The organism is Shimia sp. W99, from assembly GCF_053851455.3.
The window spans coordinates 2,157,289-2,174,393 of sequence record NZ_JBSQBU020000001.1; the positions used below are offsets into that span (position 1 = coordinate 2,157,289).

Genomic DNA, 17,105 nt, shown 5'->3' on the forward strand with positions numbered 1-17,105 from the left:
GGCTGTTGGAAATGGAAGCGCGCGTAGCTCCACCAAGCGTCAGGGTCACGAGGGCAGCCGAGGCGGCGCCTGAACCGGCAAATCCGCCAGCAGCAGCCACGGAAACGGATACCGCACTTGATGTGCCTTTGAGGTCGGTGTCGTCCTTGGCTTTGACATCGACTTTGCCACCGGCACTGACACCATCGTCCGCATCCACCAAGGCCAATGGGTCGTCATCGGCATCCAGCACACCATTGGTGTCGATGATCCGGGCCTCGACCGTTTGCGATACTTCGTTGCTAACGATCCCTGCGGAGACAGAAAGCGCCAGAGAACCGGCAAGCGAACCACTGATGGAGGCAGCGCCGGCAATCGTGTTTGCAGTCGAATCTGCGCTCGAGTCCGCTGTGACAATCACATCGCCCGAAGCCGAGGCGGAACTGCCCGCAATCTCAGCTCGCACGAGGCCATCAAAGTCCACATTCACTTCGGTCACCGACGCACTCAGCGAACCGGACATGCCCACGCTGGCCGAGAAGCTAACCGACACGGCATAGGCGTCGGCATTGATCGTGGTCTTGTCGTCGGCATCCACTTCGATTGCGCCACCAAGCGCATCAACATCGGAGCCGCCGAAGATTGATGCGATGGTCTGGCTGTTCGAAGTCACCGTGGCGATCGACCCTGTGCCAGCGGCACTCAACGAGAACAAACCGCTTCCGGCAAAGGCGATCGATGCCGCAGTGACGGTCAGATCGATATCGGCCGCAGACTCGGCCGAAAGGTCGACCTTGCCCGACTTGGCCTCGACATCGGAACTGCCGATCCGCGCCCGTGTGATCGTCTCGTAGTTGACTTCGGCCTCTGAGACCGCAATCGAGATCGCACCGGCAACACCGCCAGCACCAGACAGGCTAACCGAAACTGCGGTGACGTCCGCATCTATGTTCGCGCTATCCTTGGCTTCAATGGTGATTGCGCCCGTGGTCGTGACCGTCGACCCATCGATGATTTCCGCATCCAGCGTATTGCCCATGGTGTTGCGGGCAACCGCACCGGTCCCTGCTCCGCCAAATGAGACAGCCCCTGCTGCGGTGATCGTGGCAGAGACGGCCACTGCATCGGCATTGATCGTGTTCGTGGCCAATGCCTTGACCGTCAAGGTTCCGGCACCAAGGTCAGCAACTTCGCCGGTGTCGACGATCGCGTTGTCAATCGTCGCCCGCGTGGTGCCGATAATGGTGTTCTCAGCAAGCGTCACCGCGATCGAGATCGAGACCGATGCAAGACCGCTGCCCGCAAAGCTGACCGCCGTCGACGTCAGTGTTGCGTCGATATTGGACATGTCCTTGGCGTCGATCGTGGCCGCTCCGGCGATATCCGCCGTCGAATTGCGCACTCGTGCTTCGGTTAGGCCATCAATGCGGTTCTTGAGTTCAACACCTGCGCCGGCGCCGGACAGGGCAAAGCCGCCCGACCCACTTGCCGTGAGCGCGACCGCGGCACCAAGCGCATTGATCGTCGCGTCGCCGATGGCGTCGATGTCAAGGCTTCCGGCATTTACCACGCTTCCATCGGTGAGCTCGGTAATACCGTTACCGATGCCTGCGTAAGTATTCGAGCTAACCAGGTTTTCAGCAATCACTGCAGAAATCGCAATGTTGATCGATGCCCCACCAGAAATCCCGATCGACGAACTGACCGTGATCAGCTCAGCATCAACCTGCGAGTCGTCTTCGGCCTGGATTTTCACCTGACCACTGGCGTTCACGGTCGATCCGTTCTGGATCAGGGCCTCGGTGGTGCCCTGAAGCACGTTTCTCGCCTCAATGGCGGCAACCGAGATCCCCGCAGCAACACCGCCCGAACCGGCAATCGAGATCGCCACCGTGGCGGCCAGCGCGTCAATTGTCGTGTCGTTGAAGGCGTCAACAGTGACCATGCTTGCATTCGGCTGAATGGTCGAGCCGTCGATCAAAGCCGACGTTGTGCTGGTGATGGTGTTTTCTGCAACCGTATAGGCGATGTTGAAGGAACCGGAGACGCCCGCGCTGATGCTGACACCAAATTGCGCATTGGCAATGTCGGAGGTGATTTTCGACGAATCGTCGGCATCGACTTCCACCAACCCCGCGGTTGTGATGGTCGAGCCATTTTTGATCGAGGCTTCAGTGCCGCCGCCGATGACGTTCTCGGCAATAACGCCGCTGCCACCAGCGCTGATGGCCACACCAGTCGCGCCGGAGACCGAAACACCAACCGCGACGGCCAGGGAGTCAATATCGGCATTGCTGTGCGCATCAAGCGTGACATAGGACGCATCGACGGTCGAGGCATCAATGGTTGCCGTGGTCGTGCTGTTAACGGTGTTTGTCGCCTCGCTATAGATCAGGTTGAACGCAACACCGGCGCCACCGGAAATCGCCACCGCAGCGGCTACAGAGACGAGGTCAGAAATAATCGCCGACGTGTCTTCGGCATAGACCGTGGTCTCGTTTGTTACCAAGACATCCGAGGTTTCGACAGCCGCCTTCGTCGCGCTGGTCACTGTATTTTCGGCAACTGTGACCGTCGCGGCACCGCCTATCGCAACACCGGTGCCGCCTGTTACCGTGACCGCGAAAGCAAGACCCAGGGCCTCGATTGTCGGAACAGGCGTCAGTTCCGACGGATCGATCCCGGACATGGCATCTACCGTCAACGCATCGGCTCGGATCGTCGACCCGCTGACCTTGGCCGTAGTCGAACCCCCAACCGTGTTCGTCGCACTAATACCGGAAATATTGACGCCCACGCTGGCGCCGCCGGAGATCGTGACACCCAGGGCCGCAGAAACAAGGTCTGCCTTGATGTTGGACAGATTCTGGGCGTCGATATCGACATCACCGGTCGCGTGGACGGTCGAATTCACAATCGACGCTTCTCCGATCGACGTGATCGTGTTGCTGGCGAAGACACCTGCCCCGCCAACCGAAATCCCGACGCTGCCGCCACCCGACACTGTAATGCCAATTGCAACGCCAACCGCATCAATCGTCGTGTCGGTAAGAGCCGACACCGTCACTGCGCCATCGACATAGTCGGTGACAAGCGTGTCTGGATCGGTCGTACCCAAGGTTGAGTTGCTCACCGTTGCAATCGTGCTCGAGCCGATAATATTCTCTGCAACCGTGACGCTGATTGAAATGCCAACTGACGCACCGCCACCGATCGAGATCGCGGCAGATGCAGACACCAGTGTCGCCGTAACCGAAGAGGTGTCTGTTGCGATGACATCAATAGCACCATCCGCGTCAACTTCGCTGTCGCGGATCGACGCTTCCAAGACGTTGGTCAAACTGTTGCGACCCTCGACACCAGTGCCCGAGGCGGCAACCGAAGCTGTGGATCCGGCACCAACCGAGAATCCGACGGCCACACCGGTGGCGCTGATCGTGTTGTCCGAGATTGCCGAAACGGTCACGCCTGCCGTATGAGCGTCAATGTCGGAACTGTTGGAAATCGTCGCACGATACGTGCCGCCAAGCGTGTTTTCGGCAATGCTTACACCGATGGCGGCCGAAATACCTGCACCGCTTGAAGCGGCAACCGAAATCGCCGCGGCAACGTTGGTCGACGTAATCGTCGACGTATCTGTCAGAGTGACCGAAACACCATTTCCAGCGGTCACCTCGCCATTGGAAATCTCGGCCAGCATCTCGTTGGTTGCGGTGTTGCGCGACTCTGCTCCCGCCCCCGCTCCGCCCAGTGCCAGAGCGCCGCTTGAGGCCGAAACCGAGATTGCAGCGGCAAGCGACAGCGACTCGATCGTATTAGTGGCAGTAGCCATGGCGATGACATCGCTGAGCGCACCGTTCGCCGTTACTTTTGAATCATAAACTCCGGTCCGGCTGACGCTCGAGATGGTGTTGTGCGCGATGGTGACCGAAACCGCCAGGCTCGCCGCTGCGATACCATTCGATACGGCAACCGACACGGCCCCTGCGGCAACGTCAGAGTAAATCTGGTTGCTGTCAGTCAGGGTCATCTCGACATCACCGGATGCAGTAACCGTACTGCCGCCGGAAATGATCGCGTCTACCGTACCGCCAATATCGTTTTCGGCGGTTGCTACTGCAGCCGAAGCCGCAATTGCGGCCTGCCCACCGGCGGTGATACTGACCGACACAGCCACGGTCACGGCATCGATATCGTTGCCCGCCGTGGCATCAATGTCGATGCGCCCGCCTGCGCTCACGATCGAGTTGTTGATCTCGGCATCGACGTCGCTGGTGACCGTGTTTGCAGCACGCGCGACTGCCCCCGAGAAGGACAGGTTGACCGTCCCCGACCCGGCCGAGATCGACGCCGCAAACGCCAAGAGCGTCGCGTTGATCGTGCTGGAATTGTTGGCGGAAATCGTAACTGCGCCATCCGATTGCACGATCCTCTGCGGATCAATTGCATCGTCATTCGCCCCGGTGATCTTAGCCTCGACCGACCCACCGATGGTATTCGTCAGTTCCGCATATCCAAAGGAACCGGTAATCGTGAATGTCCCGTTACCCGCGACGACAGACGCCGCGATGGCAAGCCCTAGCGCTTCGATAGTCTTGGTCGAAGCCGCGGAAATCATGATGCCGCCGGCACCGGACTTGAGACCGGAGTTGACCACATGGGCCTGAACCACATTGTTGATGGTGTTCGCACCGAAAGACAGTGCCGCCGTCAATGTGACATCCACTGTCCCGCCGCCACCGACATCGACCGTTACGGCGGCCGTCGCGACATCTGCGAGAACGGTCGCGGAATCCGTTGCCATGACGGTGGCCGAGCCTTCCGCATCTGCGTCTGAACCGCCAATCACACCGGCTTCTATGGTGTTGGTAATAGCGTTCGAAACACGTGCCCCGGCACCTGTACCTGACAGACCGATGCTGCCGGTCCCGCCGACCGAAACAGACAGGGACGCCGCCACACCAACGGCAGAAATATTGCCCGTCGAACTGGCCGACGTGCTGAAATCGCCATTCGTGTCGACGGTGCCGCCATTCTCCACAACCGCGCGGGTGGTGTTGTTGATCGTGTTGGTGGCGTAAGTAATTGAAACAGCCAACGAGCCACCGCTGGAGCTGCTGCCGATCTCGGTGGAAACCGTCGCAGCGACAACGTCGGCATCAATTTGTGTCCCGTCCGTCGCGGTCAGGCTGACCGCGCCATCCGCAACCACATCCGCAGCATCAATCCGCGCGAGGACCGAATTTGTCGTATCGTTGGTGGCAAATGCGCCGGCACCTGTCAGTGAAACGCTCGTGCCGCCGTTGGAGCCTCCCGAGAAACTGGCCGAGGCCGCAACGATGGTGGCGTCAATATCCTTGGTCGATGAGGCCGTCAGGGTGACGCCAGCACTGGTGCTCGTTGTGTCGACATTTGCAATCACCGCTTCCGTGGTGCTCGTGATGTCGTTGTCGGCATAGGCAACGGCAATGGTGCCGCCAATATCGGTACCGCTGGAACTTCCCACATCTACGGTGGCGGCAACCGAGACGCCATCGGCGTTGATCCGGCCGCTTTCCGTTGCCGACAGCGTGATCTCGCCACCGGCCGTGACGGTATTCTCGGTGGCGGTAATGCTGTCCTGGATCGCTGCGCGGGTTGTCATGTTGACGTCGTTGACGGTCACAGCGACGCCACCGTCAAGTGTCACCTCGGTCGTACTGCTGGACGTCGAGACCGAGGCCGCAATACCAAAGGCCAGCGCATCGATATGGCCGGTGCTGTTGGCAGTGATATCTACAGTTCCGCCGACGGCAACGGTCGTGTCATCCAGAATGGCCTGGGCGGAGCTGGTGATTTCGTTGACCGCCGCGGCAATTCCGAGCCCAACGCCAACGCCCGTTGACCCGCTGCCGGTCGTAATCGTGATACCACCCGCGCCGGCTTCGGCCTTGATATTGGCGCTGTCGGTGGCACTGAGGGACAGATTGCCCGCCGCGTAAACAAGGCTTGGATCGATACTGGCAAGTGTATGCGAGGTGATGTAGTTGCCCGACCCCGACCCGGCTGCGCCGATGTTGACCGTCGCACCTGACGAATAGGACCCCGAAATCGCAAGTGTAAAGGTATCAATCGAACCCGTTGCCGTCGCCGAAACGCTTACATCCCCTGCGATCGGGGCCACAGCCCCATCACTGGATATGCGCACATTTTCCAGTTCGGCAGTCGTGCTGCGCGTCAGCCGGTTTTCAGCGGCGGCCGCACCTGCTGCGATCGACGCCAGCGCGCCGTTACCATCGGAGACCGCAAGCGCACCGGCGCCGGCATCAGCAACGATGGTGCTTTGATCGGTTGCGGAGACAGTTACATTCCCCGCCGCGGTCAGGTTTTTCTGACTGCCTGGATTTCGGATGCTGGCTTCGGTGGTGACCAGCATGTAGTTGCCCACCACAGCCCCAACCAAGGCAAATGCACTGCCATCGGACGCAGCGGCAACAGACCCGGCGATCCCAAAGGCTTTCACAGTGGAATTGTTCAGCGCCGTAACCGACACGTTAGCCGCGTTGATCGGGGTGTCAGTCACGGTTGCCTTGATCGTCTGGGTCACATCGTTGACCACAACCGACGCACCCACGCTGCCTGCGCTCGAACCGTCTGCGGCGGTAATTGCAACCGAAGCACCACCCGCGTCCGCGTCAATCAGAGAATTGTCTTCTGCAGACACATTAAGATCGCCGGTCGTCGAGATATTGCCGCCCGCGTCGATTTCGGCGCGCACCTCGGATGTCACGACGTTGACGTTCACGGCCCCGGCAAACGCAAAGCTGAGCGACGAGGAATTGTTGTTGTTGCTGGAGCTGCCGGAATCCACCACACCCGCGACAGCAATCACGAGTGTCGAAATATCCGTCTTACCCTTGGCGCTGAACACCACGCCGCCGGAACCGGCCACCAGGGTGTTGGCGCCAAGGGCCCGCGCCCAGGTTTCGCTTTCCACCACGGTTACGGCCACCGAACCGGTGATGCCGGTGCCACTTCCCAAGGTAAACGAAAGACCGCCTAAGTCTTGATCCATATTGGTTTCATCCGAGGCGCGCACCAGGATTTCCTGATTGGCATGCGCACCGGAGTTGTCGGCATTTACATCCACGTCATTGGCGAGAACCGCCTTGGTCTCGCCGTTGACGACCGCGACCGTCACGGCACCCGCGATGCCGACCGAATTGCCGCCGCCGGTGCTGCCCTGGCTACCGCCAGAACCTGAACCGGAATTGCCGCTTGAATCCTGTCCCAGCGAAGCGGATGCTGCGATTGCAAGCTGGTAAATATCGTCAAAGCTGGTGGCTGTGACCGCCAAACCGCGGACGGATTCCGAGCCTTGATTGCCGTCTGCGTCAAAAATGCCATCACGCACTTCAATCGCGTCACCATTGCCAAGCGCGGTGACATCGGTGCCCTCGCCGATCACGGCATGTGTGTCATCCAGATCAACTATGACGCCAACCGAAATACCAACCGAAGACCCGCTGAGCGACACGCCCAGCGTCCCTGCATAGGTTTCCAGGTCGGTCTTGGAATCCGCAGCAACTTCAATCGACCCGGTTGCGCTAAGAGTCGCATGAGTCGCCGCCGGGGCAGGCTCTGCAGACTCGGGGTCATGCAGACCGCCGTTCACAAGCGCCTTGGCCGAGGTGATATTGACAAGAACATTCAACGCGCCAGCGCCCGAGGTACTGTCACCCGCACCGATATTCGCAGTCAGCTGGAAAATACGCTCTTCTGCATCCGCATCGACCGTAATGTTGCCACCAGCGGTTACCACCGTCGGATCGGTGTCATCATCGGATCCTGCGATGATCGCTTCTGTCGTGCCGGTGTGAACGGTGACATCCAGACCAACCCCGACACCTGCAGCATCAGTGGAAACCGCCAGCGTGCCGGCAAAGTCCAAGATGGTCAGTTTCGACGTCGCCAGAACATTCACGTCGCCACTGGCATCTATGGTGCTTGCACCGCCGATCTCGGCCTTGGTCGTGTTGGTGAAGACGTTGACGATGGCAGAGCCGGCACCCGCATCGGCTCCGGAGCTGCCCGACCCGCTGTTCGGGCCGGATCCCGCCCCTCCGGAACCGTTCTGGCCGCCACCCGAACCGATGGCCGCGCCTGCAGCCAGCGCCGTCACTTCCACGCCCGTTTCATTCAGCAGCGGTGCCACGATTTCCAGCGGCTTGACTTCGAAATTGGCCGAAACGCCGATATCACCAGTTGCGATGACCGTGCTGTCCGTACCGATAGTCGCCAGCGTGTCGCTGGTCAGTACATTGACCGCGATTGCAGCGCCCACACTGGTACCGCTGCTTCCTGCAAGGATCGACCCGCCACCCGCAATGTTCTGAAGGCCGAACACATCGTTTGCATCCACGCTGACCGAGCCTGCCCCGGCATTCACCGAGGCATCGTCACCGATCGTCGCGCTGGAGTTGGCCGTAACCACATTGACGCCGGCCGCACCGGCAATCGCCAGGCCACCCGTCGTATCCTGGCTTGAATTACCCTGGTTACTGGACGACTTCTGATTGACGCCCGCACCCGAAAGCGCCAGCGTCTTGAAGTCGCTTTGCTCACCAGAGGGCGTGCCAGCCGAGACGCTGAGCGAACCGGTCGTAATATCGGCATTGTTGCCAACGCGCGCGGTGGTATCCAAATCGGCCCAGTTAAAGGCAACCGCCGCCGCAACGCCTGTCTTGCCATCGGTCAGATTCATCGCAATGCCGATAGCCTCGATCTCGCTATCGGCCTGCGACTCGGCCTTGACCACTATGTCGCCGGTCGACCGGATCGTCACGCCATCCGCGATCTCTGCGCTGACGGATGGGCGCACAACTGCAATACCAAGCGCACCGGCCACGCGGACCGACCCCCCGCTGGTTTGGGTCGAGGACTGCTGTCCTGTACCGCCTTGACCGCCCGGATTGGCAGTTTGACCCGCCGCTTGGTTGTTGCCCCCCGCGACCTGGGTTCCAGCCTGCGGGTTTTGCAGCGTCGATTGGGATTGACCGCTGGCATATGACGTTCCGCTCGTCCCTTGCTGGTTCGCCGTCTGGCCGCCATTGGACTGTTTCTTGGCCCCTTCAGAGCTGCCCGTTGCAACAACTTTGGAGGAAATCGTGCCGCCTGCTTCAACAGTGACGTTGTCAGCAGTATTGCCCGATGTCGACACATCCCGCGCCAGAAGAGCGGAGGTGTCGTCTTCAGCCCAAACCATGGCAAGAGCGATCCCGACACCGGTTTCGCCACCTTTGGTGTCGGCATCGGATTCGGTATTAAGCACAAGCGAACTAGTCGCCTTGACGGTCAGATCACCATCGACCGACATCGCGGAACCGCCACCCGGAATCGCTGCATCGGTATTGTTCAACGACACCATTAGAGCCAGGGAGCCACCCACCGAAGTGCCATCCTGAGCCGTGGTCTTGGCACCCGATTGGACCTTGGCCAATTCCACATGAGTTCCGGTCGCAGTAACGATCAAATCGCCGAAATCGGCCAGCGTCGCGCCGCTGGCGACCGTCGCCGCAGTGTTATAGTCCGAAAGCCCGAAGGCAAAGGACAAGCCAACGCCCGTCGACGTTCCTGAGGTCAGGGTTGCGGGCAATGCGCGCACGAGGCTGTGGGAACTGTTCTCTGCGGTGACGCTGCTGGCGCCGTTTCCAGTCACGGTCAGAGCTGCGGTTTCGCCATAGCTGGCGCTGGTATCGCCAAAGGCAAAATTCAACCCGACCGACCCGGCAACGCTGGTCTTTCCGCCGGATGCGCCAGAAATGGCGGTCGCACCGGTGCTGTGCGCCGCTTCCGTCAGTTTGTGTTCGCCTGAACCGGTACCGGTCAGGTTAATCGCTTCGCCCTTAAGGGCTTTTTCCCGATCCTCGGCCAGTTTGAGCCGCCCATCGGCCTCGACAATGGCGTAATAGGTCGTGCCATCGGTAAGGCCGGTAATCGCGGTGCCATCGGTGTCATACACGACCGCCTCACCGGTTTGCAGACCACCAGGATTGTCAAAGGAAATCTCGTAGCGGTTTTCGTCCGGATCAAAGGTAACGGTATCGGCGCTGGCCGCCGTGCGCACCAGTTCATGGGCGTTGCCCGCCCCCTGGTCTTTGAGGTCGATGGCCTTGCCTTCATTGGCGTCGTCTGCCGATGCCGCCAGCTTGATGTTGCCATTGTCCGCAAGGATGACATAGTAGGTGCCACCGTCGCTCAGCCCGTCAATCGCGGTTCCTCCGCCGTGGTTATAGGTGATTTCTTCACCCGTGGTGAAGGCCACTTCGGGCTCGCCAACAAAGATCGTGTCGGCATCTGCATCGACGGTGTCCAGTTCAGAAGCTTCGATCTTGTTGTCGCGCGCGGCCATGAGCGCCTGAACATTGATACCCTGACCGGTCAGGCTCACATCGTCTGCCAAAGCCGTATTGTCGACATCGGAAATATTCAGAGCAAGAGCCGCGCCAATCGTTGTGCTACTGCTGCTGTTGCTTCCGTTGGTCTTTTTGAATGTTGCCTGACCGTCTGCACGCGCATTGGCATCAGCATTGGTTTCGGACTTGACCGTGACGACACCACCCTGGGCAACAACCGAGATCGGCGCGCCATCTTCGCCGGTGATTTGTGCGCGGGAATCCGTATCAGCAATATTGATGCCAATGGCCGCCGCAACCGTCAGCGTTCCCGAATTCGTACTCTGGCGGCTACTGGGGTTCGTTGAGCTATTTCCGGTGCCCGTTGTGGCAGTTCTGTTGCTAGCCTCTGTATGTTGATTAGTCGTTTGACTTTGAACACTATTTCCGTTTTGCGCAGTGCCGTCATTGTTGGCCTGCTGCGCTCCCTTGGCCGAGGCACGCGCGTCTGTGCGGCTCGCCGCCATGGACTTGGCCGAAACCAGAATTGCGCCGCCAGCCGTGATGGAGCGGGCGAGTGTGGCAGTCGCACTGTCAAAGGTTACGGTCAGCGCCAGCGAAGCGCCGATCGCCGCGTTGGTGGCGTCCGCGCTGCCTTTGGCAGCCGTGGAAGTATCGGCGTCAAGCGACGCCTTGAGGGTCAGGTCGCCGCTAATGGTCAGCGCATCGCCCGACAACATGGATGCGTCAACATCGTTTTGTGCCACGGTGATACCGATCACCGGAGTAACCGCTGTTCCACCAGGCGACGCTGCGCCGCCCTCGACTTCGGTGGCCATGGCGTGTTTGCCAACGGCTTCAACCGTCAGATTGTTGGCCCCCGAAAGCGCCGCACCGCCCGCGATAGAGGCTTCGGTGACCATGTTGCTGACCGCAATGCCGATCGAAACACCGACACCGATTGTTTTGCCCGAGCTGGTCGAACTGCTGCCCGTTCCACTGGTGCTGCCGGATGAGCTGGAAGAACCGCTACTGGCCGCTTTCTTCGCCTCGGTCGTGGCACCGGCCTTTGTCGTCACATCTGTATCAGAGGCGGATTTCACCGCGATATCGTTGCCACCGGTGATCGTCACAGAGGCACTCTCGGACAAGGTGGCCGAGGTCGAAACGCTGGGCAGATTCAGGGCAAAGGACCCAGCGACACCAGTCGATCCACCGCTGGAGCCCGAGGTCGATTCCGCAAGGAAACTGTGGGTTTTGTCGTCACCGCGTTCGAACATCAGCGCCTGAACAGTCAGGCCTCCGGCCGTAATGGTCGCGTCGCCGATGCTGGCATCTATGTCGCCCGCTCCCCAGTTCAGCGCAACAGCGGCCCCGATGGTCGTGTTACCCTTGTTGGCAGAGCCGTCCGCTTTGGCTGTGGCATCCAGATTGCCACGCGCCGTCACTTCAACCGCACCGGTCGCATTGACCGTCGCACCATTGTCGATCGTCGATACCACGTCCAGATCGGCGATATTCAAGCTGATCGCAGCGGCGACAGTCAGATTTTGTCCATTGTTCGAAGCATCCGATTGACCCTGCCCGTTTTGCGAAGAACCGGGTGTCGCATTACTGCGTGTACGCGACGTGGTCTGAGAGTCGGCACGGTTGGCCTGTGCTTGCGTGTTACTGTTGACGTCGCTGCCTTCGTTGTCGGCGCCGTTCGACGATGCACCGGTTGCCGAAGCCTCGACCTCGGTCCGGCTTGCTGCCGCGCCTTGGGCGACCAGGGTAACGCCTCCGCCGGTTGTCATATCACGCAGCAATTGCGCACTGACATCATCCTCGGCTACGGTCAGCCCAAAGGAAATCCCTACAGCCGCGCTCGACCCTTTGGTATCGCCTTTGACGGCGGTGACAGTCTCTGCAACGTGAGTTGCGCTCAGCGACAGATCGCCCGTGATGCTCAGCGCATCGCCGGCCTGCATCGTCGCAGCGGTATCATTCAGGGCAACCGAAATGCCAAGCACCGGCGTGACACCTGTCCCACCTGTCGACTCTGCGCCACCGGTCACATCCGTGCGCATACCGTATTCGCCGTCAGCGACGAGGTTGATGTCATCGGCGCCCGCGCTCAGGATCGCACCAGTCTCATAAGTTGCATTGGTGTTGTGATCGGCAATGTTCAAGCCAAAGGAAAAACCCACACCGGTGTTTTCGGTGGCTTCCTGCTTGGCTCCTGCATTCACGCCAGCAAAAGTGTCGGCGCTGGCCTTGATTGTCAGCGCGCCGACATCTAAATCGCCATCGCCCCCGTCGACAAGCGTCGCCGTGGCACCCGAGGTATGCGCAGCGCGGGTGTTCATCTCGGCCACGTTGATCGCCAGCGAGCCTGCAAAGCTGAGGCTCCCGGCAGAAGCGCCCGACGTGGAATCCGCTGCGGCGCGGCTGGTCGTTTCGGTCAGCTTGTGGTCTGTACCGGTGCCCGCGCTGGTGATTTCGATGGCTTCGCCCTTGGCGGCCTTGTCACGGCTCTCGGCAAGCTTGAGATCTCCGTCGTCGTCAATGATGGCATAGTAGGTCGTCCCATCGGTCAAGCCGCCGAAATCTGTGCCGCCACCGTTGGAGTAGACAACCTCATCACCCGTGCGCAGGCTCCCCTTCTCATCGCTGTCGAGCGCAAAAATATCCTTATCAGGATCGAATTTGATCGCATCTTCACCCGCCTTGGTCAGGGTGTGCTCGTCCCCTGCCCCCTGGGAAGTAAGGTCGATCGTCGTCGGCGTCTCTGCGGTTGCATTCGCGTCGCTTGTGGCCAGCTTGATACGGCCGTCTTCGCCTTTAACCACGTAGTAGGTCTGACCGCTGGTCAAGCCACCGATATCCGTGCCACCTGTGCCTTTGTCATAGACGACCGCGTCGCCGGTCGACAATTCATGGCCTTCACCAACAAAAATCGTATCTTCACTGATATCAACGGTCGGACCGCTTTGAACGGACAGCCCCATCTCGCGATCAGTCTTACCCGCTTCCAGGGTAATTCCATCGCCCACCAGAGTTGCGGTGCCGCTGGTCGACGTCGTCGAGACATTTGCATAGTTCAGCGAGGCGGCGGCACCGATTGTCGTGCCGGTGCCCTTGGAGGCGCTGCCATCCGCATCGGCCCAGCTGTCGACATTCGACAGTGCCTTAAGCTCGACAGCCTTGTCGGCCGTCACCGTGATACCATCCCCCAGCGACGTCTCGACATCGACGTCCTGAATATTGATCGCAAAGGCCGCGGCAACGGTCAGCGACCCGCTACCGTTCGACGTGCTTGGGTTGGTCTGGTTGGCCGGGGCCGACTGCTGGCCGGTCCGCGACTGCGATTGAGATTGGGCAAAGTTGGACTGGGATTGACCCTGGCTATCAGCCGTTCCGGTCTGGTCTCCGTCTTGTTGCGACCCGGACGCTGCTGCCTTGGTGTCGGTTTTCGACCGCATGACGCCAGTGGACGTCAAAGCAATGGCCCCCCCGACCGAAGTCAGGTCGCGCATCAGTTTTACCGTCGAGGTCTGTTCATCGACTGTAAGGCCAAAGGAAATCCCCACCGCGGTGCTGCCACCTTCGGCATCACCTTCACCGCTCGTCGTAGCGGCGCTGTTATGCGTGGCGCTCAGCCCGATATCTCCGGCAAAACTCAGCGCTCCCGCGCCGGTACCGATTTCGGTCGAGGTATCGCTGAACAACAGCGAAATCGCGGCCACGGGAACGGCGACCGTGCCTGCGCCGGACGCGCCGCCCTTGGCGGTCGTTTCCACGGCGTGGGTGCCGGTGGCCGACATTGTCAGCGCATCACCGCCGCTGATCATGGCGCTATCTGCAATGCTCGCAACTGTACTGTGGTCGACGATTGCCAAGGCTACAGACGCACCTATCCCAAGGCTGGAACCGGTCGCGCCGTTTTCATGCGGGGTTGCCGAGGTCGTGGTTTTTGTCTCGGAACTCGCCGTGATCGAGAGGTCGGATCCGTTCAGAACCACAGTGCCGCCCAATGTCGCTGTTACGTTGCTCAGCGCAACATGGATCGCCAGCGAGCCTGCTGCACCCGTCTTTCCGCCGTCACCGACGCCCGAAATTGTCTCAACCGCAAAGGTGTTGTCAGCGTCCATTATGGCCGACAGGGTGATGCCGCTATCGGCATCCAGGTTACCGCCGGTTACGCTGACGCTGACCGTTGGGTCGACGACCCCGATCGCAACGGCCACACCGACGCCGGTCCCCGATCCGCCCGTGGTGGACCCATCAGCCTTGGCAAGGACCGTATCCGTGCTTGAAGCACTGACCGTCAGGCTTTGATCCGCGTGAATATTGCCGGATGTTGTGATTGCGACGGACGTGGTCGGGCGATAGTCCGAGACCACCACCGCACCGGCGAAATTGACGCTGCCGCCTTCGCTGGCAGCTTGGTCGACGTTGCTGCCGTCTTGGTTGGGGTCGGCAAGGCGGCGCTCGGATTCATTGGTGCTTGCGGCGCCGTTGCCGGCCTGATCCGCCCCTTCCGCGGTCGAAATCGCTTCGGTGGCAACATCCGCGGTCGTTGTTGCGGTCAAGCTGATATTGCCGCCGGTCGCGGAAATCGCTGCCGTGTCGGCCACCGAAGTCGCCGTGCTGATGCTGATCTCGGTAACGGCCAGAGTGGCGCCCTTGGCGCCTGCCTCGGTCGAACCATCAGCCTTGCTGTCAATATCCAGCGTGGACGCGGCCCCCAGGGCGACGTTCCCGGTTGCCGTGATGGCGGTGCTGCCATCAACGGTCATCGCGCTGTCGCCCAGCACAACAATCACGGTCACCGCAGCATCGGTGTCAGTGGTGCTGGACGCATCATTGGCGTCGGCATTGTCAGTGAAGCCAGCGGTCACATTGGCCGTGGCAATACCGGTGATATTGACGGCAGATATGGTCGCACCGCTCAGCGAGATTGCGGCGTCGGGAATGATCCAGATATTGCTCAGATCGACCACACCGGCCGCGAACAGGTCGCCCGGTGTCGCGCTGACATTGGCCACCGCATCGGCGGTCATTGTCAGATCCCCAACAGCGCTGATCGCCCCGGTGATGTCAATCTTGGCTTCGGGCACGCTTACGAACAGCCCAAGCCCGAGATCCTTAAGGAATTGCGGTGAATCGTCGTTAATGATTTCACCATCGTCTTCGTCATCGGCATTCAGAACAACGTTTCCACCGGCGGTGATGATGCCGGAAACATTGATGATCTCGGCATTGACGGTCAAGTTGTTGACCGTCAGCGTCCCATCGATATTTACGACGTCTTTGCCATCCTGGCCTTCAATCGTTACATCCACACCTGTCAGGTCCACCGAACCCGAAATTGTAATGTCATCACGAGAGACGAAGGGAACTTCCTGGCCAAAATCTTCGCTGTGCCCCAACCGGATCGTCAGCGAATTCAGTCCTGCGGAATTGAAGTTAATTGTTTCAAATGTATTTGGAGCTTCGGCCGGCGCCGTATCGGCCACCGTAACAGTGCTGCCAGACTGTGTGACGGTCGCAGTATCGGAAGAGCCGCTGAGATCAATTACCCGGTCGGTTACCGACAGGTTATCGGTGATCGGTTCCAGCCCGGCATATTCCAGAATATCACCATCCCGCGCGACGGTACCGGAATGGGCATCAAAGGCGGTGTAGACAACCGAGCCAAAAGTACCGCCATCCAGCACCAGACTATCAAAGCCGCCGTCGCCGCCGTCCATGATGCCGGACAGACTCCCCCCTTCGGACACAACAAACGTGTCCTCGTTGTCGGCCTGCCCAATCAGGTTTTCGGCCGAAACGAAAGACACGCCCGCAACTTCACCGGAATCCGCACCGGTTATGTTCCAGGTCGAGTTCACAGGTGGTCCGGTCACGGCATCCGACCCCGCGCCACCAGACACCAGAACCTTGCCGATCAGCTGATCGTCAATAACGTCAATCGAGATAAGGTCATCTCCCTCACCGGCATCGACAGTAATGACGCCGTCAGGCGCAACGTAGTTGTAAGCGATCAGTCCGGCTCCGGTAATACTGCCAATTCCGTCGCTGCTGTCGCCATTGTCCTGGATTCGAAGATTCTGACCCAGGTTCGTGGCATCGGAATACAGCCTGTCCGTGGCCGAGTTCTGATCGTTCACTGCTTCAGTCCCGGTCAGAGACAGGTCCAGAACCCGCTCACTATCACTCATCGAGACGGTGCCCTCGCCTTCGCCCGTCACGGTCAGGGATACCGTGCTGAGCGTCGCCCCGGAAATCGTCACCGTGTCCGCCCCGTCGCCGCCTTCAAACTCGACATTCACGGGGAATACAAAGCCGTCACTGAAATCAAGTTCAAGGTTGTCGTCAAACGCCGTACCGACAACACGAATGAGGCTGATTTCGTTGACCAGACGCTGGGCGAGCAGGGAATTCGCCTTCTGGTCATACAAATTAATCGACTGAGTTAACGAATCGTAGCGCAGGGAAAAATCGCTACCATCAGGCCCGCCCATGTCGACGAGAAACGGCGCCGGATCAGCAGAAAGCAACAGTCGCGGCTCAAAAGCTTCCATCTTCAAGCCGGTTGAAACACCGCCTGTCTTTCTTCGCCTCGAGTTTCGGAAGGACGTTTTTCGGTCAGCCGAGAACCAGGAAAAAGCGTTTTCCCAGACGGATTTATAATGCTTCTCCCGGCGCTCTGCGCCGGGGCCAAATGGAAGGGCCATCGTTGATCTCCCTGCGATCACAATGACAACG

At 59.9% G+C, this 17,105-nt stretch carries 1 protein-coding gene (running past one end of the window); it reads right to left on the reverse strand.

Annotated features, from left to right (window positions below):
- Nucleotides 1-16,921, reverse strand: the beginning of a protein-coding gene (locus ACS3QZ_RS10660) for an LEPR-XLL domain-containing protein (protein ID WP_456037808.1). 21,038 nt of this gene lie to the left of the window's left edge; the window shows 16,921 of its 37,959 coding nt (coding positions 1-16,921); the start codon lies at nt 16,919-16,921; the stop codon falls past the left edge of the window.
- Nucleotides 16,922-17,105 lie beyond the last annotated feature (184 nt).